This is a genomic window from Micromonospora terminaliae, from assembly GCF_009671205.1.
GTDB lineage: Bacteria > Actinomycetota > Actinomycetes > Mycobacteriales > Micromonosporaceae > Micromonospora > Micromonospora terminaliae.
Genome location: NZ_CP045309.1, coordinates 307317 through 326165, shown reverse-complemented (window position 1 = coordinate 326165; position 18849 = coordinate 307317). Strand labels below are relative to the sequence as shown.

The following is an 18849-nucleotide window of genomic DNA, read 5'->3' as shown; positions in this document are numbered from 1 at the left end:
GGGGATACCGCCCTGATCGAGCCGGGTGTCAAGATCATGCGCCCCTCACCCCACTCCTGCCCGGGACGCAACGATGAGCAGCGACGACCCCACCCCGGAGCCACCGCGGCCCGGCCGGCCCTCCGGGAGCGGCCCGGAGGAGATCCCCGACTGGGTACGCCAGCTGGAACGGGAGATCCGCGTCGGCCCGGCCGCCCGGCTGCGCATCTGGCTCGGTCGGCACGCCCGCGGCCTGCGCCTCGGCGTCGGCGCGGTGCTGGTGCTCGCGCTGCTGACGTACGTGGGCGCGGCCGGATACCGGCACGTCCGCCGCCCGGCTGCGCAGCCCCGGGCATACCCGACGGTGAGCCCGCCCGCCGGCATCCAGGCGACCAGCGCGGCGTCGGCACCCCCGGCCGCCGGCCCGTTCGACGGCACGCCCGCGGCCGCCTTCCCGGCGGGGGCGGCCGGGATCACGCTGCCCCCGGCGAAGGCGACCGGCGGCTTCACGGCCAAGCAGGTGTCGGCCGCGCTCACGAAGATCCGCACCGCGATGGTGACCGCCCGGCTCGACCGCGCGTTCATGTCGGCGAAGGATCGGGAGCGGCTGGTGCGGCAGTTCGCGCCGGACGAGCGTCACTACGTCCGGGAGGTCCTCACGGACGAGAGCTTCGCCAACGTCGCGACCCGGCTCGCGCCCGGGGCCCGGCTGCTGCCGGACGAGCCCCGGGTGAAGGGCCGGGTCACCTACCGGGCGACCCGCGACGACCAGGGGGTCCGGGTGCTCCGGGTGACCACGAACTTCGTCTGGGCGTACGCCTTCCACGGTCCGCGGGTGGTGCCCGGCGACGGGGTGGTGATCGTGCACGACACCCTGGTCTGGGAGGTGCCCCACCCGAGCGACGTCCGGTCCGGCGCACGCGGTCTCTGGCTCCACGACATGGGCTCGTACGTCGCGAACGTCGACTGCGCGGCCTCGGACAAGGGGCTGCTGAACGTCGGCACGCCGCGCGAGGGGACAGCACTGGCCACTCCCGAGCCGGACCCCGACTCCCTCTACGACCCGGACCGCTCGCTGGACATCCCGGACACCTGCTGACCCCCCACCCCGGCGATGTGCGGAGCGGCTCCAACGGGCTCTGGATCGAGAAGGCCGACTCGTACGGCTCCAACATCGACTGCGCGGCGTACGACAGGGGCCTGCTCGACGTGGGCGCCCCCAGCTTCGGTGGGCCGGCGGACCCGGACCCGGACGCCGTCTTCGACCCCGACCGCACCCTCGACGTCCCGGACACTTGCTGAGGGCCGGTCGGGGGCTACCGCGGTGACCGACAAGGTGGGACACTCACTGACATCTCGCCCACTCCTGACCGGGGGCCGCGATGACCGACGACCGGCCGGACTCCGCACCGCCACGCCACTCCGCGCCCGCGCCCGGGCAGCGGCCCGGACCACCGGCCGCGCCGCAGTGGCCGCGCCAGCCGCCGTCCGGACCGCCCTCCGGACCGCCTTCCGGACCGCCTTCCGGACCGCCGACCGGACCGCCCTCCGGACCGCCGGCCGGGCCGCCGCCCGGGCCGCCGTCTGGATCGCCCAGCGCATCGGGCTGGCCGCGCCAGCCGCAGTCCGGACCGCCGACCGGACCGCCCACCGCAGCGGGCTGGCCGGGCCAGCCGCCGCCCGCCGCGGACGGGCTGCGGGGCTGGCTGCGCGGGCACTCCGGCTCGCTGCTGACCGGCGCGACGGCCCTGCTGCTGCTCGCCTTCGTCGGGGTGGTCGGCGGGGCCGTCCTGGTGTCGATGCCGTCCGCGGGCGGGCGGCCCGTGGTGTACCCGACGTTCGGCCCGCCGGCCGCCACGCCCGCCGCGCCGACGGCCACGCCCGCCGGCACGTCCGCCGCGCCGACGGCCACGTCCGCCGCGCCGACGGCCAGCCCTGCTGCGCCACCCCGGGCGTCCGGCCCCTTCGACGGCACGCCGGCCGCCGGGTTCCCGCAGGGACCGGCGGGGATCGTCCTGCCGGCGGCAAAGCGGACCGGCCCGTTCACCGAGAAGCAGGTGGCGGCCGCGCTGGCGAAGGTCCGGACCGTCCTGGTGACCGCGCGGCTGGACCGCCGGTTCATGACCACGGACGACCCGGAGCCGCTGATCCGGCAGTTCGCCCGCGACGCCCGCGCCGGCATGCGCAAGAGCTTCGCGTCCGACACCTTCGCGGCGTACGCCACCCGGCTGGCGCCCGGCGCCCGGCTCACCGCCGATCAGCCCAGGGTCAAGGGCCGGATCAGCTACCGGGCCACCAAGGACGCCGACGGCGTCCGGATCCTGGCGGTCACCACCAACTTCGTCTGGTCGTACGCCTTCCCGACCACCAGCACCGTGCCCGGCGACGGGCTGGTCGTCGTGCACGACACGGTGGTCTGGAGCATGCCGCACCCCGACGACGTCGAGCGCGGCTCGAACGGGCTGTGGATCGAGGACGCCAACTCGTACGCCGCCAACGTCGACTGCGCGGCCTTCGACAAGGGCCTGCTCGCCCTGGGCACCCGCGGCTTCGGCGGCCCGGACGCTCCCGACCCGCAGGCGGTCTTCGACCCCGCCGCGACGCTGGACCTCCCGGACACCTGCTGAGCCCGGGTCAGCGGACCGCGCCGACCGCCGTCAGCGGACGGCGCCGACCACCGCCCAGCCGCCGGAGCGCAGCCGCAGCAGCAGGGCGACCAGCCGGAGCACCACGAACAGGGTCAGGCCGGCCCAGATCCCGCCCAGCCCGAGATCGAGCCCGTAGGCCAGCCAGATGGCCGGCAGGAACCCGCCCAGCGCCGCCACGATGGTCAGGTTGCGCAGGTAGCGGACGTCGCCCGCGCCGATCAGCACCCCGTCCAGGGCGAACACCACGCCGCCGATCGGCTGGAGCGCGACGAACCAGGGCCAGGCGACCATGGCCTGCTCGCGTACCTGCGGATCGGAGCTGAACAACGACGGCACGACGCCGGCGCCGGCGGCGATGAGCACCGCGAACGCCACGCCGCAGAGGCCGCCGAGCAGGGCGATCCGCCGGGCGAGGGCGCGCGCGCCGGCGGCGTCGCCGGCGCCGAGCGCCGCGCCGACCAGGGACTGCGCGGCGATCGCCAGGGCGTCCAGCACCAGGGCCGTGAAGAACCAGAGCTGGACGGCGATCTGGTGCGCGCCGACCGCGGCGGCGCCGAAGCGGGCGGCCACGGCGGTCGCGGACAGGAAGCTGGCCTGGAAGGCGACGCCCCGGATGAGCAGGTCGCGGCTGAGCGCCAGCTGCTGGCCGATGTGCCGGGGCCGGGGGTGCAGCGGGACCCGCTCGCGGACCAGGGCGGCCGCGAAGAGGCCACCGGAGATGGTCTGCGCCACCGCGTTCGCCACGGCCGAGCCGGCCAGGCCGAGCCCGGCCGGGTAGACCAGCAGCGGGCAGACCAGCGCCGAGAGCAGGTTGGGGCCGAGCACGAAGAGCAGCGGCCGGCGGGTGTCCTGGATGCCGCGCAGCCAGCCGTTGCCGGCCGCCGCCAGCAACAGGCCGGGCGCGCCCAGCGCCGCGATCCGCAGCCAGGTCGCGGCGGCGTCGGCCACCGCGCCGGGACCGCCCGCGAGGGTACGCGCCAACGCCCCGCCGCCGATGCCGATGGCGACCGCCACGAGCACTCCGACGCCCAGGGCGAGCCAGGACGCCTGGACTCCCTCGGCCACCGCGGCGGCCCGGTCCCCCGCGCCGAACCGGCGGGCCGCTCGCCCGGTGGTCCCGTACGCCACCACGGTGCCGAGCCAGGCGGTCAGCGTCAGCACGGTGCCGCCGACGGCGAGCGCGGCGAGCGGAACCCGGCCGAGGTGCCCGACCACGGCCGTGTCGACCAGCACGTAGAGCGGTTCGGCGGCGAGCACCACGAGCGCCGGCAGGGCGAGCGCGGCGATCCGCCGGGCCGTGGCGGACTGGGCGGCGGGCGCGACTGTCTGACTCATCGCCGCCGATCCTGGCACGCGCCCAGTAAGGCACGCAACCCAGCCCACTACTTACTACCCCGGACGCCGACCTCGGTTGATCATGAAGTTAGCGGCAGTTCCGGAGATCCAGAACGCCGCTAACTTCATGATCAACCCGGCGGGGGCGGGGTGGGCGGGTGGGCGGTGGGTGGGCGGTGACGTCTTGGTATGGCGTCACCGCCGGGCGGCCACCGTCACTGGCGGGTGTCCATCGAGGTCTGCAGTGCGCGGCGCATCTGCTCGCGCGCCTCGTCGGTGGTGTTCTCGGTCTGCGGCTTGCGCTTCGTCGCCATGGGATGTCCCTTCCAGGGTGCGGACCACCGGGGCACGGGGGCCCTGCTGGGCACCGACGCGCCGGCCCGGCGCGACCACTGTCGCGCCGCGGCCTGCGGCCGTCGGCCTGCTGAGCGCCGGCAGGGCGGTCCGGGATCACCGGAGCGGCTCGCTGGCAGCGTGAGCCCGGGTCGGTCGGACCCTGGAGGGAGGCGGCACCGGGTGTGGCACCACCGCCCCATGACCGGCGCCGAAGCACCGGCCCTCACCCAAATTAACGTTCACTTTCCATATGCTGCCCACTGTTCCCGGAATGCGGACAGCCGGGAATGCGCGCGTCAGCGGGCCAGGAAGTGCCAGCCCAGCCACCACCAGAAGCCGAACAGGCCGATCCGGCCGACCGGCACCGGGCCGACCTCGTAGCGCATCACGAAAGCGCAGACGTCGGCCAGGGACGGGACGCGCGAGCCCTCCCGCCGGGCGGCCCACTCGACGGCCGCGAAGAGCAGGAGCGCGGTCAGGAAGCCGCCGATCGCCAGGGCGCGCATCATCGGCGCACCAGCCCCCAGAACGCGGTCAGCCAGGCGAACCAGGCCGCCGAGCGGGCCAGCTCGTCCTCCAGCATGGGGTCGGCCAGGCGGGAGAAGGTCGGGAAGTCGTCCCCCACCGACAGCACGAAGGTCGCGCCCTCCAGGACCCCGAAGACGGTGACCGGCAGCAGCCACCAGAGCGCGGCGGACGGCAGCCGCCGCGGCGCCGGCCGCCGGGGCGGCACCCGGTTGCTCAGCCCGACCCAGATCAACGCCCCGCCGGTGCCCAGGGTGTAGAGGTTGGCCGCGGTGGAGAAGGACGGCAGCTGCCCGCCGACCAGCGAGAGGCAGATGAACACCGGCACCGAGACGACCGGGCGGTCCCAGGCCCGGGGCGCCTCGACGGTGAGCTCACGGGGGTGATCCATCACCCGATTGTCCCCAGCGTCACGGAGCGCGGGAAGACCGGCACGCCCCGGAGTCACCCCCGGTTCTCACCCAGGGGTCAGGCCGGAAGCAGCGCGCCGGGCAGTTCGGTGCGGATGCTCTCGACCACCTCGTCGACCGTGCCCCGGCCCGTGAACCCGGCGGCGAACCGGTGCCCGCCGCCGCCGAGCGCCATGGCGACCCGGCTCACGTCCACCGCGCCCTTGCTGCGCAGCGAGACCGCCCACTCGGCGTCGCCGGACTGCTTGACCACGCAGCTCACGTCCGCCTCGGCGGTGCAGCGCACCGAGTCGATGAGGGCCTCCAGCACGTACGCCGGCTGCTCGTGGCGGGCCAGGTCGTCGCGGGTGGCGTACGTCCAGACCAGCCCGCGCCCGGCGGCGGCCGCCGGTTCCAGCCGGGCTCGGCCCACCACCTCGCCGAACAGGCGGACCGCGCCGAACGGCCGGGTGTCGAAGATCCTCCGGGAGATCTCCCCCGGGCGGATCCCGGTGGCCAGCAGCCGGGCGGCCAGCTCGTGCACGGCCGGCGTGGTGGCCTCGAAGCGGAACGAGCCGGTGTCGGTGCTCAACGCCACGTAGAGGCAGGCGGCGATCTCCGCGTCCAGCGTCACCCCGAGCCGGTCCAGCAGCCCGAGCGCGACCACCGAGGTGGCCGCCGCGTGCGGGTCCACGAGGTGGATGCCGCCGAACCCGGTGTTCGAGGCGTGGTGGTCGAGCACCAGCGCCGTGCCGGCCTTGTCCAGGCGGTCGACCAGGTCACCGAGGCGCGACTCGCTGGCCGCGTCGAAGCAGATCACCAGGTCGGGATCCGGGTACGCGTCGTCCTGCGGCACCAGCAGGTCGGACCCGGGCAGCCACCGGAACGGCTCGGGCACCTCCGGCGGCCCGGGGAAGGTCGCCTGGAGCTGCCGCACGCCCAGCCGGCGCAGCCCCAGCCCGAAGCCGAGCATGCTGCCCAGCGCGTCACCGTCCGGGTTGACGTGGCAGATCAGGAGCACCCGCGCGGTGGCGGGGAGCCCGCGTACCGCCGCCACGGCGGCCGCCCAGTCGGCGTCGGCCGGGCCGGCACCGGCCGGCGGGCCGCCCGCGGCGGAATCGCTCACCGGCGGTCGTCGCCGCCGCGCGGCTCCTCGTCCCCGGGCTCCTCGACGTCGGAGTCCTCGTCCTCCTCGACCCGGTACGGCTGGGCCTCGCCCGCGTACTGGGCGTGGGCGGCCAGGCGCTGGACCTCGGCGTCGGCGTTGCGGGCCGCCGCGAGCAGGTCGTCGATGTGCTTGACCTGGTCCTGCACGTCGTCGAGGACGAAGGTCAGGGTCGGCGAGTGGCGCAGCCCGAGCGCCTTGCCCACGGTGCTGCGCAGCATGCCCTTGGCGCTCTCCAGCGCGGCTGCGGTGCTGGCCTGGGCCGCCGCGTCACCGAGCACCGTGTAGAAGACGGTGGCGTCGCGCAGGTCGGCGGTGATCCGGGCGTCGGTGATCGTGATCATGCCGAGCCGGGGGTCCTTGATCTGGCTCCGCACCACCGACGCGACCAGTTCACGGATGCGCTCCGCGTGCCGGCGAACCTTGGCCGGATCCGTCATGTCCCCCACCTCCAGGGCTTCCCGCTTCCTACGACGGCCGGCAACGGACGGCGCGGGCGCCGCCGGGTCCGACCGCCCAACATCCCGAACACTACCCGCGCGGTCACCGCCCCCGCGCGGGGCCGCCGGGTGCCGGCGCTCAGTCCTCCTCGCCGTGCAGGGCACGGCGCACCGACAGCAGCTCGACCTCCGGCCGGGCGGCCACCAGCCGCTCGCAGGAGTCGAGCACCTCGCGGACGTGCGCCGGCTCGGCGGCCACCACAGCCACCCCGATCTGCGTACGTCCGTGCAGGTCGAGCGCACCCACCTCGGCGGCGGACACCTCGAACCGGCGGAGCGCCGCGACGATCGGCCGGACGTACGACCGCTTGGCCTTCAGGGACCGGGAGTCCCCCGGGAGCAACAGGTCGAACTGCGCGGTTCCGGTGTACACGGCGAGCAACGGTACGGCAGGGGCCCCGCCCCGGTCACCCGTTTTCCCTCGACGGCTCCAGGTCGCTGCGCGGCGTCAGACGCGCCGAGCTGGAGTCGTCGTTCGCCACCGCCACCAGCACGTCCCGCTCGATCGCCTGGTCGACCCGGTGCGCGAGATCCCGCCAGCCCGGCCCGTCCAGCACCCGCAGGCCGGCGCCGGCCAGCACCGCCCCGGCCGCGGCGCGCGGGGCCACGTGGGTGTTCCAGGACAGCCCCAGCGCCCCGCCCGGGCGCAGCAGCTCACGCCAGACCGGCACGGCGGCGGTGAGCAGGTCGAGCGGGCTGCGGGACAGGCCGGCGTCGGTGCGGCTGCCGTGCGCCACCCCGTACGGGGCGTCGGTGACGATCACGTCGGCGCAGCGGGGGCGGAGCACCTCGCGGGCGCGGGTGGTGTCGGTGTGCAGCACGGTGACCCGCTGGGTGGCCCCGGACCGGTGCGCGTCCCGGGACGGCGCGAGGACCGCCTCGAAGCGCCGTGCCACGAGGCGGCGATCCCGGCGCACCGGCACCGTCTCGGCGGTGTGCTTGAGCCGCTTGCGGCGCAGCCAGGTACGCAGGAACGCCGCGTACGCGTCCACGTCCTTGCCGTCGTGCTCCACGCCGATGCCGTCGTAGCCGTACATGAGCGCCTGGTTGAGGGTGGTGCCCCGGCCGCAGAGCGGGTCGAGCACCACGACCGGCCCGTCCAGCATCCGGGGCGCCGAGGCCGACGCCAGCAGGGTGACGTTGAGCAGCAGCCGGGTGAACTGCTCGTTGGTCTTGCCGGCGTACTTGGGGATGGTGACGAGGTCCGAGTCGTACCGGGCCAGGGGGTGCAGCGGCACGGGCCGGAGCAGGTCGTCGCCCACCCGCTCGAACAGCGCGTACGCCGCCGACAGGTTGGCCAGGTGAGCCAGGTCCCGGGCGCCGAGGCCGGGCTCGGGGGCCGCGAAGGTCAGGTACTCCACCCCGCCGATCCGCTCCACCGCGGCGTCGGCCGGCGCCGCGTCGAGCACGCCGGACCCGGCGAACACGGTCAGCTCGGCGCGGGCCAGCCGGGCGGCGGCGTCGGCGTAGACGCGGTTGGCGGAGGGGGCGAGGAGCAGCGCGTACCTGAGCACGCCCGAGATTGTCGCAGCCTGCGGAAACGGCGACGGCCGGGGCCCGAAGGCCCCGGCCGTCGCCGTCGTTCACACCGCTCAGGCGCGCGGCTTCTCCCGCATCTCCCAGGTCTCGATGATGTCGCCGACCTGGACGTTGTTGTAACCGCCCAGCGTCAGACCACACTCGAAGCCTTCGCGGACCTCGGTCGCGTCGTCCTTGAACCGCTTGAGGGAGCTGATCGTGAGGTTGTCCGCCACGACCGCGCCGTCCCGCAGCAGCCGCGCCTTGGCGTTGCGGCGGATGAGGCCGGACCGGACGATACAGCCGGAGATGTTGCCGATCTTGGACGAGCGGAAGACGTCGCGGATCTCCGCGGTGCCCAGCTCGACCTCCTCGTACTCCGGCTTGAGCAGACCCTTGAGCGCGGCGTCGATCTCCTCGATGGCCTGGTAGATGACCGTGTAGTACCGGATCTCCACGCCCTCGCGGTCGGCGATCTCGCGGACCTTGTTGGCGGCCCGCACGTTGAAGCCGATGATCGTGACCGCCTCGGACGAGGCGCTCGCGAGCATGACGTCGCTCTCGGTGATCGCACCCACGCCCCGGTGGATGATCCGAAGCTGGACCTCCTCCGGGATGTCGAGGTTGAACAGCGCGTCCTCGAGGGCCTCCACGGAACCGGAGACGTCGCCCTTGAGCACCAGGTTGAGCGAGGTCTTCTCGCCCTCCTTGAGCTGCTCCATGAGCGTCTCGAGGGTGGCCCGGCCACGGGAGTTGGCGAATGCCGCCGCCCGCCGTCGCGCCTGCCGCTGCTCGGCGATCTGCCGCACGGTCCGGTCGTCCTCGGCGGCCAGGAAGGTGTCACCCGCACCCGGCACCGTGGTCAGACCCAGCACCATGACCGGACGCGCCGGCCCGGCCTCGTCGACCGGCTTGCCGTTCTCGTCCAGCATGGCGCGGACCCGGCCGTGCGCCCCACCGGCGACGATCGAGTCGCCGGCCCGGAGCGTGCCCTTCTGCACCAGCACGGTCGCCACCGCACCACGGCCCTTGTCCAGGTGCGCCTCGATGGCGACACCCTGCGCCGGCCCGTCGATCGGAGCGGTCAGCTCCAGCGACGCGTCGGCGGTCAGCAGCACGGCCTCGAGAAGCTCCTCGATGCCGATACCGGGCTTGGCCGCCACGTTGACGAACATGGTCTCGCCGCCGTACTCCTCAGCGACCAGGCCGTACTCGGTCAGCTGCTGGCGGACCTTGTCCGGGTTCGCCTCCGGCTTGTCGACCTTGTTGACCGCGACCACGATCGGCACGTCCGCCGCCTTGGCGTGGTTGAGCGCCTCGATGGTCTGCGGCATGACGCCGTCGTCGGCCGCCACCACCAGGATCACGATGTCCGTCACCTGGGCACCACGGGCACGCATGGCGGTGAACGCCTCGTGACCCGGGGTGTCGATGAAGGTCACCGCGCGGTCCTCGCCCTCGTGCGGGACGTGGACCTGGTAGGCGCCGATGTGCTGGGTGATGCCACCCGCCTCGCCGGCCACGACGTTCGCCTTGCGGATCGCGTCGAGCAGCTTGGTCTTACCGTGGTCGACGTGACCCATGACGGTCACCACCGGCGCACGGCTGACCAGGCGCTCCGCCGCGACCTCGGCGTCGAGGTCGATGTTGAACTGCGCGAGCAGCTCGCGGTCCTCGTCCTCCGGGCTGACGATCTGCACGTCGAAGCCGAGGTGCTCACCCAGCAGCAGCAGGGTGTCGTCGGAGCAGGACTGGGTCGCGGTCACCATCTCGCCCAGGTTGAACATCTCCTGGACCAGCGAACCCGGGTTGGCGTTGATCTTGTCGGCGAAGTCCGACAGCGAGGCGCCACGGGACAGCCGGACGACCTGACCCTGGCCCCGGGGAGCACCCGAGGACATGGTCGGGGCCGACAGGTTGTCGAACTCCTGTCTGCGCTGCTTCTTCGACTTGCGACCGCGGGTCGGCCGGCCACCGGGACGCCCGAAGGCACCCGCGGCGCCGCCGCCGCGGCCACGACCGCCACCACCCGGACGGCCACCGCCGCCGGCCGGGGCACCCGGGCGGAACCCGCCACCGGGAGCACCACCGCCGCCGCCGGGACCGCCGCGGTAGCCACCGCCGCCGCCACCGCCACCGGGACCGCCGCGGAAACCACCGCCGCCGCCACCGCCACCGGGACCGCCGCGGAAACCACCGCCGCCGCCACCGGGACGGCCAGCGCCGCCACCGGGGCCACCACGACCGCCACCGGGACCGCCGGGGCGACCCGTGGTCGGCCGCTGGCTCGGCATGGAGGCCGGGCTGGGCCGGGGCGGCATGGACGCCGGGCTGGGCCGCGGCGGCATGCCCGCCGGGCTCGGCCGGGGACCGCCGGCACCGGCGGCCGGGGGCCGCTGCTGCTGGCCACCCTGGATGCCGAACGGGTTGTTGCCGGCGCCGCGCGCCGGCGGACGACCGCCCGGCCGGGCACCCGGGCCCGGGGTCGGGCCACCGGGACGGCCGGCGCCCGGGGCACCCGGACGCGGCGGCGCCGCGTTCGGACCCGGACGCGGCCCCGGACGGGGACCACCCTCGGTCGGGGGCTCGCGGCGGACGTTCTCCCGCTGCTGCTGGCGGGCGGCCTGCGCGGCCTTGACCGCGGCCTCCTGCTCAGCCTTGAGGGCAGCGGCGCGCGCCTCGGCGGCCGCCACCTCGATGTCGTGCGCGCTCGCCGGCTTGGCGACCGGGGTCGCCGGCTGCGGCGGGCCGGGGACCGGGCCCTTGGGCTTCGGTCCAGGGGTCGGCGCGGCCGGCCGCCGGGGCGGCATCGGCTTGGCCGAGACCCGGGGGGCGCCCGGGGTCGGGGTCGGCGTCGGGGTCGCCGCCGGGCTCGGGGCGGCCGCCGGCGGGGCGGCCGGCGCCGAGGTGCCACCGGCGGACGCGACGAATGCGCCACGCAGCCGTCGGGCGACGGGCGCCTCGACGGTGCTGGACGCGGACTTCACGAACTCGCCCATCTCCTTGAGCTTGGCGAGAACGGTCTTACTCTCGACCCCGAGCTCCTTGGCGAGCTCGTGTACGCGGGCCTTTCCTGCCACTGCACTCCTCACTCCGAGGTCGTGCGGGCAGCACCCGCAGCGACCTCACTCGTGCACTTGAAGCCTGGTCATTTCAGGGACTTCATCGTGTGCTCATGTCGGTCGTCCTACCTTGCTAGCGACCCTCGACCGGTCGGGTTGACCGGTCGTCGGGGTTTGCGCGTCAACGTGCTCCGCGAGCGGACCGTGGTCGAGGACCCCGGTGATGCGCAGTGCCCGCCCGAAGGCGCGGCGCCGCACCGCCTGCGCGAAGCAGGCCGGATCCGGGTGCATGTTCGCTCCCCGACCCGGCAGTCTGCGAGCCGGATCGGGCCGGAGGCTGTAATGACCAGCCTCGTCTCCGATCGCGACGATTCGCAGCAACTCGCTGGCCGGCGCTCGCTTCCGGCAGCCCACACAGGTGCGCTCCGGCAGCGCGCGTCGTGCCACTGGAGGAAGTCTACCCCTAGCTGCTCGAGATCGCGCCGCCCGCCTCGGGAACGTGATCAGCTCCGCCCCGGCCGGCCGCCCCGCTCTGCTCCGCGTCGGAGCGGATGTCGATCCGCCAACCGGTCAACCGGGCCGCGAGCCGGGCATTCTGCCCCTCCCGCCCGATCGCCAGCGAGAGCTGGAAGTCCGGGACGGTGACCCGGGCGGTACGGCTGGCCAGGTCGACCACCTCGACCCGCAGCGCCTTGGCCGGCGAGAGCGCGTTGCCGACGAAGGTGGCCGGGTCGTCCGACCAGTCGATGATGTCGATCTTCTCGCCGTGCAGCTCGCTCATGACCGCGCGGACCCGCTGGCCCATGGGGCCGATACAGGCGCCCTTGGCGTTGACCCCCGGGACGGTCGAGCGCACCGCGATCTTGGTGCGGTGACCCGCCTCACGCGCGATGGCGCCGATCTCGACGGTGCCGTCGGCGATCTCCGGCACCTCCAGGGCGAAGAGCTTCTTCACCAGCGCCGGGTGCGAACGGGACAACGTGATCTGCGGGCCGCGCATTCCCTTGGCCACGTGCACCACGACGCAGCGGATCCGCTCGCCGTGGGCGTACCGCTCGCCGGGGACCTGCTCGGACTGGGGCAGGACGCCCTCCAGCTTGCCCAGGTCGACGCTGACGATGCCCTTCTCGGCCCGCGCCTCGTGCGCCTGCACCACACCGGTGACCAGGTCGCCGTCGCGGCCGACGTACTCGCCGAAGTGCACCTCGTCGGTGGCCTCCCGCAGCCGCTGGAGGATCACCTGCTTGGCGGTCATGGCCGCGATCCGGCCGAAGTCGTGCGGGGTGTCGTCCCACTCCCGGACGACGCCGCCGTCGGCGTCCACCTCCTGGGCGTACACCGAGGCGGCCCCGGTCTTGCGGTCGATCTCCACCCGGGCGTGCGGCTCGGCGCCGTCGGTGTGCCGGTAGGCGGTCAGCAGCGCGGTCTCGATCGCCGCGAGGATCGTGTCGAACGGGATCTCCCGCTCGCGCTCCAGTGCGCGCAGCGCCGCGAGGTCGATGTTCACCTCTCCTCGTCCTCCACATCTTCGTCGTCGTCAGTGTCGGTGTCGTCACCGAAGTCCTCGTCGGCCACCTCGTCCAGGCGGGTGAACTCCACCTGGACCCGGCCGGGCCCCAGCTCGGCGTACGGGTGCTCCACCCGGCCGGCGTCGGTCTCCAGCGCCACGCGCTCGTCGTCGGCGGCGGCGATCCGGCCGGTGACCTGCCGGTCGCCCTCCGGGCCGTGGACGGTCACCTTGACCAGCCGGCCGGCGTTGCGCCGCCAGTGCCGGGGCAGGGTGAGCGGGCGGTCCACGCCGGGCGAGCTGACCTCGAGCTGGTACTCGCCGGCCACGATGTCGCCGCCGGTCTCCTCGGCGGCGTCCAGCGCCGCCGAGACCGCCCGGGAGACGTCCGCGACGGCGTCCAGGTTGATCCCGCCGTCGGCGTCCACGATCACCCGGACCACGTGCCGGCGGCCGGCGCGGGACACGGAGAGGTCCTCCAGGTCGTAGCCGGCGGCGGTGACCACCGGCTCGATCACCTCGCGCAGCCGGGCCCGGCGCGCGTTCAGGTCGCCGCGGGGTGCGCCGCCCCGGTCCCCGCCACGGGGGCCGTCGGACCGGCGGGGGCGTCCCGAGGGCCCCGTCGGCCGGGTGGCACGGCCACGCTGCGTCATTCGGCGCACCTCTCTGCTGTTGCCACGGGCCCCGGAGGACCCGTCGTGTCACTGCTCGGACGGACCGATCGGCCCGCCATGCCGGCACGCCACCGGGGCGTCCGCGCCCGGTGGCTGCGCAGAGCGTAACGCGCGGGCGAGGCGGCGGCCCGGGCGGCGCACCGACGCCACTGGCCCACAGCGCGCCACGGATGGTGTTGACTTGTCCGGTGGTGACCCGCAGAACGACATCGGATCAGGGCGCACCGGGGCATTCCCGGCGTGCGCTGCTGCGCGCCGGGGCGCTGGTGGCGCTCGGCGGCGCGGCCGTGCCGCTGACCGGTTGTGATCTTTTCGACCGCGACGACGAGTCCCGGCTCCCCGATCCGCTGGAGCCGGTCGCGGCCGAGGCCACCGCCCTGGAGGCCCGCTACCGGGCCGCGGCCACCGCCGTCCCGGCGCTCGCCGAGCGGCTCACCGCGATCGCCGACGCGCACCGGGCGCACGCCGAGGAGCTGCGCAAGGTCATCGGCCGGCCGGCGCCGTCCGGCAGCCCGGCCGCCAGCCCCTCGGCGGCCGCCGCCGACCCGGACACCGTCCGGACCGAGCTGCGGCAGGCCGAGCAGGCCGGGCGGGACAACGCCGCGAAGGCGTGCGCCGCCGCGCCCGCCGAGCGGGCCGCGCTGCTCGGGTCGATCGCGGCGGCCCGGGCGACCCACCTGGAGGCGTTGAAGTGAGCCCGACCAGCGGCCCGGCCCAGGCCCTCGGCGACGCGCTCGCCGCCGAGTACGCGGCGATCTGGGCGTACGGGGTGATCGGGGTGCACCTGACCGAGGCGGCCCGTTCCGCCGCCCGCGCCGCCGAGGCGGCCCACCGGTCCCGCCGGGACGCCCTCGTCCTCCAGCTCAGCGCGGGCGGCGGCCAGGTCCCCGCCGACCGGGCCGGCTACGCGCTGCCCTACCCGGTGACCGACCCGGCGAGCGCCCTCAAGCTGGCCGTGGAGATCGAGGAGCGGACGGCCGGCCACTGGCGGGCGGCGTTGCCGCACACCACCGGCGCGGACCGGAACAAGGCCCTCGCGGCGCTCACCGACTGCGCGCTGCGGGCCACCCGCTGGCGGCGCACCGCGGGCGTGACCCCGCTCACGGTTCCGTTCCCCGGCCGGCAGGTCTGAGCGGGGCCCCCGGTCACCCGCCGGAGCCCTGCGGTTGCGGACCGCATACCAGGTATGCATACTCCTGGCCATGTCCATCCGCCACGGCCTGCTCGCCCTGCTCGAGCGCGGCCAGATGTACGGCTACCAGCTCCGCTCCGCGTTCGAGGAGTCGACCGGATCGACCTGGCCGCTGAACATCGGGCAGGTGTACACGACCCTGTCCCGGCTGGAGCGCGACGGCCTGGTCCGTTCCCTGCCGGAGAGCGAGGCCGGGCAGCGGCCGTACGAGATCACCGACGCCGGGCGGGCGGACCTGGCGCTCTGGTTCGCCACCCCGATCAGCCGCGCCGACCGGCCCCGGGACGAGCTCTCGATCAAGCTGGCCCTGGCGCTGACCACCCCCGGCGTCGACGTCCGCGCGGTGGTGCAGACCCAGCGCAGCGCCACCATGCGGGCCCTGCAGGAGTTCACCCGGTTGAAGTACGCCAGTGACAAGCCGGAGGATCTGCCCTGGCGCCTGGTGCTGGACGCGATGATCTTCCAGGCCGAGGCCGAGGTCCGCTGGCTCGACCACTGCGAGACCAGCCTGGTCCGTCACCGCCCGGCGCCGAGCCGGCCGGCCACCCACCCCGAGGCGGTGGACCGGGCCGGCGACGAGGCCCGCCGGTGACGGCGGCAGGAGGTGAACCCTTGAGCGGTGTGCTGGAACTGCGGGGCGTGCACCGGACCCACGGCGCCGGAGAGGCGGCCGTGCACGCGCTGCGCGGGGTGAGCCTGTCCGTGGCGGCCGGGGAGCTGGTGGCGGTCATGGGACCCTCGGGCTCGGGAAAGTCCACCCTGCTCGCGCTGGCCGGCGGGCTGGACCGGCCGACCGCCGGGGAGGTGGTGGTCGAGGGCGAGTCCCTCGGCGGCCTGCCGGCCCGCGACCTGGGGCGGCTGCGCCGCCGCCGGATCGGCTACGTCTTCCAGGACCTGAACCTGCTCGGCAGCCTCACCGCCGTGGAGAACGTGGCGCTCCCCCTCGAACTGGACGGCGCCGGCGTCCGGGCGGCCCGCCGGCTGGCCCTGGCCGCACTCGCCGAGGTGGACGTCGCCGGGCTGGCGGACCGGTTCCCCGACCAGATGTCCGGCGGCCAGCAGCAGCGGGTGGCGATCGCCCGCGCCCTGGTGGGCGAGCGCCGGCTGGTCCTCGCCGACGAACCCACCGGCGCGCTCGACTCGCAGGCCGGCGAGGCGGTGCTGCACCTGCTGCGCCGCCGGGTGGACGCGGGCGCGGCCGGGGTCCTGGTCACCCACGAGGCGCGGCACGCGGGCTGGGCGGACCGGGTGGTGTTCCTGCGCGACGGGGTGCTGGTCGACTCGACGGCTCCGCTCGTCGGCGTCGAGCACCTGCTCAGCGGCAGCGGTCGGTGAGCCGGGGCCGGCTCGCCGCCGCGCTCGGGTCGTGGCGGGCCGCGCTGCGGATCGCCCGGCGGGAGGCCCGCCGGGCGCGCCGGCGTACCGCCCTGGTGCTCGCGATGATCGCGCTGCCGGTGTTCGGGCTGAGCTTCGCCGCGGTGAGCTACGACATGGCCGAGCTGAGCCGCGCCGAGCGGCTGGACCGGCAGCTCGGCGCCGCCGACGCGATGGTGCGCTGGGTCGACCTGAACCCGATCACGCAGGACGCCTGGGGTGAGGGCTCCTGGCCGGTCCAGGGCGATCCGGTGCCGCCCACCCGCCCGGTGACCGCCGACGAGGTGCGTGCGCTGCTGCCGGCCGGCAGCCGCCTCACCCGAGTGCGCTGGTGGGTGCCGTTCGAGGTGCGGATCGACGGGAAGACCGAGTCGTTCGACGCCCGCGCCGTCGACCTGACGGACCCGCTCGCCCGGCCGCTGGCGACCCTGCGGGAGGGGCGGCGGCCCACCCGCCCCGACGAGATCGCGGTGAGCCCGGCGGCACTGCGCCGGCTGGGCGTCCGGCTGGGCGAGCCGGTGCGCACCGTGGACGGTGCCACCTACCGGCTGGTCGGGGTGGTGGAGTTCCCGGACAACCTCCGGGAGGTGGTCGCGCTCCGCCCGGAGCTGCCGCCCGGGCCGCCCGCCGTGACCGACGAGAACTGGCTCGTGGACCTCCCCGGGCCGATGGACGCGGCGCTGGCCGACCGGTTGAACTCCCGGGGCATCCTGGTGACCGCCCGGACCCCGCTGCCCGGCCGGGACGAGATGGCCACCGGGCCGGACCTGCCCGATGCCGAGGAGACCGGCAACACGGTGCTGGTCGGCGGGCTCGGACTGCTGGAGGTGGTGCTGCTGGTCGGCCCGGCCTTCGCGGTCGGCGTCCGCCGCCGGCGGCGGGACCTCGCCCTGGTCGCGGTGGCCGGCGGGGACGCCGCGCACCTGCGCCGGATCGTGCTGGCCGACGGGGTGGTGCTCGGCGCGGGCGGCGCGGCCGTCGGGCTGCTGCTCGGGATCGGCGCCGCGTTCGCCGGCCGGCCGCTGGTCGAGCAGTACGTGCTGGGCGCGCGGTCGGGGGCGTACCGGTTCTTCCCGGCGGCGCTCCTGGCGATCGTGGCGGTGGCGGTGCTCGCGGGCGTGCTGGCCGCGCTCGCCCCGGCCTGGGCGGCGGCCCGGCAGGACGTGGTGGCCGGGCTGGCCGGACGGCGGGAGCCGCCCCGGCCGCCCGGCCGCTGGCTGGTCCTCGGCCTGCTGCTCACGGTGGCCGGCGCCGCGCTGGCCGCGTTCGGCGCCGCCCGGACCACGCCGACCGGGGTGCTGGCCGGGGTGGTCCTGGGTGAGCTGGGCCTGGTCTTCTGCACCCCGACGCTGATCGGCCTGCTGGCCCGGATCGGCCGGCTGCTGCCGCTGACACCCCGGCTGGCGCTGCGGGACGCGAGCCGCAACCGCTCGTCGGCCGCGCCGGCCATCTCCGCCGTGATGGCGGCGGTGGCCGGCAGCGTGGCGCTGGGCGTCTACGTGGCCAGCGACGACGCCCGGCAACGGGCGGCCTGGCAGCCCGGCCTGCCCCCGGGGCACGTGCTGCTCCAGCGCACCGACGGGCCGGCCACCGGCGCGCTGCCCCCGGCCACCGAGGTGGCGGAGCGGATCGGGGCCGTGCTGCCGGGCGCCACCGTGGTCCCGCTCGCCGCACCCGAGTGCGCCCGGCCGGCGGACCCGGAGGACTACTGCCTCGCCAGCGCCGTGCGCCCGCCCGAGCAGCGCTGCCCGTACGAACCGTTCGCTCCCGCGCCCGCCTCGGCACGGGGCGACCCGCGCTGCATGGGGTCGTTCCGCGAGCCCAGCGACCTCTACCTGCCGGCCCTCGTGGACGACGGGACGGCGCTGCCCGCGCTCAGCGGCGCACCGGCCGAGGAGGTCGCCGCGGCCCGCCGGATGCTGGCGGCGGGCGGGGTCGTGGTCACCGATCCCCTCCAGATGGTGGACGGGCGGGTGCGGGTGGAGGTCAGCCACGGGTCCGGCGGCCCGACCGCCGCGGTCACGCTGCCCGCGTACGTGCTGCGAGGCGGCCTTCCGGTCGACCGGCTGGTGGTCTCGCCGGGGGCGGCCACCACGCTCGGCCTGGTCGCCGCGCCGCTGGGCTATCTCGTCGACACCGCCGACCCGCCCACCGACCGCCAGCGGGACCGGCTGGCCGCCGACCTGGCCGGGGTCGCCCCGCTGGCCGTCCAGGTGGCGACGGCCGGCCCGCCGTCCGACCAGCGGCCGCTGCTGCTCCTGCTGGCCGGCGCGGCCGCCGTGATCACCCTGGGCGCGGCCGCGGTGGCCACCGGCCTCGCCGGCGCGGAGGGCCGCCGGGACCTGTCCACGCTCGCCGCGGTCGGGGCCGATCCCCGGGTACGCCGGGTGCTGTCGCTCTGCCAGGCCGGGGTGATCGCGGTGCTCGGCTCGGTGCTCGGCATCCTCGCCGGCCTCGGCTCGGCGGCCATCATCCTGATCTCACTCAACCGCCGGTACGACCAGTCCTGGCCGGTGGAGCCGCCGTACCCGCTGGTGGTGCCCGGGTCGACCCTGACCGTGCTGGTGGTGGTGCCGCTGGTGGCCATGCTCGGCGCGGCCCTGCTCACCCGGTCCCGGCTGCCGGTGGAGCGACGGCTGGACTGA

Annotated in this window: 19 protein-coding genes; 8 read left to right on the top strand and 11 right to left on the bottom strand. The window is 75.6% G+C overall.

The annotated features are described in order from the left end of the window. Nucleotides 1–73 precede the first annotated feature (73 nt). From GCE86_RS01540 to GCE86_RS01530, 3 genes are all read left to right on the top strand, one after another. Complete coding sequence (locus GCE86_RS01540) at nt 74–1078, top strand: hypothetical protein (protein WP_154225238.1); 1005 nt, start codon at nt 74–76, stop codon at nt 1076–1078. 17 nt (nt 1079–1095) lie between these two features. Continuing rightward, nucleotides 1096–1281, top strand: a complete 186-nt coding sequence (locus GCE86_RS01535) for a hypothetical protein (RefSeq protein WP_239542795.1) — start codon at nt 1096–1098, stop codon at nt 1279–1281. Nucleotides 1282–1361: 80 nt separating this feature from the next. Then, nucleotides 1362–2606 carry a hypothetical protein gene (locus tag GCE86_RS01530; protein ID WP_154225237.1) on the top strand — a complete coding sequence of 415 codons (1245 nt, stop codon included), beginning with the start codon at nt 1362–1364 and terminating at the stop codon, nt 2604–2606. A 30-nt stretch (nt 2607–2636) separates the two neighbouring features. Here GCE86_RS01530 and GCE86_RS01525 read toward each other — a convergent pair whose 3' ends face one another. The 11 genes from GCE86_RS01525 to rimP form a co-directional block, all read right to left on the bottom strand. Beyond that, nucleotides 2637–3962, bottom strand: coding sequence for an MATE family efflux transporter (locus GCE86_RS01525; protein ID WP_154225236.1), 1326 nt, complete (start codon nt 3960–3962; stop codon nt 2637–2639). Nucleotides 3963–4594: 632 nt separating this feature from the next. Next, a complete protein-coding gene (locus GCE86_RS01520) occupies nt 4595–4804 on the bottom strand; it encodes a DUF6186 family protein (RefSeq protein ID WP_204342353.1) in 210 nt (69 codons plus the stop codon). Beyond that, nucleotides 4804–5214, bottom strand: a complete 411-nt coding sequence (locus tag GCE86_RS01515) for a hypothetical protein (protein WP_154225234.1) — start codon at nt 5212–5214, stop codon at nt 4804–4806. The genes GCE86_RS01520 and GCE86_RS01515 overlap by 1 nt, the downstream gene beginning before the upstream one ends. A gap of 77 nt (nt 5215–5291) precedes the next feature. Beyond that, entirely contained in the window at nt 5292–6338 is a 1047-nt protein-coding gene (locus GCE86_RS01510) for a DHH family phosphoesterase (protein WP_154225233.1), read from the bottom strand. After that, the gene (gene rbfA, locus GCE86_RS01505) at nt 6335–6817 is read right to left on the bottom strand and encodes a 30S ribosome-binding factor RbfA (RefSeq protein ID WP_154225232.1); all 483 of its coding nucleotides are present in this window, start codon (nt 6815–6817) and stop codon (nt 6335–6337) included. Before rbfA ends, GCE86_RS01510 begins: the two co-directional genes overlap by 4 nt. 139 nt (nt 6818–6956) lie before the next feature. Continuing rightward, complete coding sequence (locus GCE86_RS01500) at nt 6957–7250, bottom strand: DUF503 domain-containing protein (protein WP_091269011.1); 294 nt, start codon at nt 7248–7250, stop codon at nt 6957–6959. A 34-nt stretch (nt 7251–7284) separates the two neighbouring features. Then, on the bottom strand, nt 7285–8391 hold the full coding sequence (locus GCE86_RS01495; protein WP_244317143.1) for a TRM11 family SAM-dependent methyltransferase: 1107 nt from the start codon (nt 8389–8391) through the stop codon (nt 7285–7287). A 78-nt stretch (nt 8392–8469) separates the two neighbouring features. Further along, nucleotides 8470–11475: a translation initiation factor IF-2 gene (gene infB, locus GCE86_RS01490; RefSeq protein ID WP_154225231.1), complete on the bottom strand. Its 3006-nt coding sequence runs from the start codon at nt 11473–11475 to the stop codon at nt 8470–8472. A gap of 93 nt (nt 11476–11568) precedes the next feature. Further along, nucleotides 11569–11904 (bottom strand): YlxR family protein, encoded by a 336-nt coding sequence (locus tag GCE86_RS01485; RefSeq protein WP_154225230.1) that lies wholly within the window; start codon nt 11902–11904, stop codon nt 11569–11571. Between the two features lie 16 nt (nt 11905–11920). Then, complete coding sequence (gene nusA, locus GCE86_RS01480) at nt 11921–12964, bottom strand: transcription termination factor NusA (protein ID WP_154225229.1); 1044 nt, start codon at nt 12962–12964, stop codon at nt 11921–11923. After that, on the bottom strand, nt 12961–13617 hold the full coding sequence (gene rimP, locus GCE86_RS01475) for a ribosome maturation factor RimP (protein ID WP_154225228.1): 657 nt from the start codon (nt 13615–13617) through the stop codon (nt 12961–12963). The genes nusA and rimP overlap by 4 nt, the downstream gene beginning before the upstream one ends. Nucleotides 13618–13883: 266 nt before the next feature. On the opposite strand from rimP, the gene GCE86_RS01470 reads away from it, so the two are divergent. The 5 genes from GCE86_RS01470 (at nt 13884) to GCE86_RS01450 (ending at nt 18849) form a co-directional block, all read left to right on the top strand. Continuing rightward, nucleotides 13884–14333 carry a hypothetical protein gene (locus tag GCE86_RS01470; protein ID WP_204342356.1) on the top strand — a complete coding sequence of 150 codons (450 nt, stop codon included), beginning with the start codon at nt 13884–13886 and terminating at the stop codon, nt 14331–14333. After that, a complete protein-coding gene (locus GCE86_RS01465; protein WP_154225227.1) occupies nt 14330–14770 on the top strand; it encodes a ferritin-like domain-containing protein in 441 nt (146 codons plus the stop codon). The genes GCE86_RS01470 and GCE86_RS01465 overlap by 4 nt, the downstream gene beginning before the upstream one ends. A gap of 70 nt (nt 14771–14840) precedes the next feature. Continuing rightward, nucleotides 14841–15422 carry a PadR family transcriptional regulator gene (locus GCE86_RS01460; RefSeq protein WP_154225226.1) on the top strand — a complete coding sequence of 194 codons (582 nt, stop codon included), beginning with the start codon at nt 14841–14843 and terminating at the stop codon, nt 15420–15422. 20 nt (nt 15423–15442) lie between these two features. Then, nucleotides 15443–16165: an ABC transporter ATP-binding protein gene (locus tag GCE86_RS01455; RefSeq protein WP_204342271.1), complete on the top strand. Its 723-nt coding sequence runs from the start codon at nt 15443–15445 to the stop codon at nt 16163–16165. Next, nucleotides 16162–18849 (top strand): FtsX-like permease family protein, encoded by a 2688-nt coding sequence (locus GCE86_RS01450; RefSeq protein ID WP_154225224.1) that lies wholly within the window; start codon nt 16162–16164, stop codon nt 18847–18849. The genes GCE86_RS01455 and GCE86_RS01450 overlap by 4 nt, the downstream gene beginning before the upstream one ends.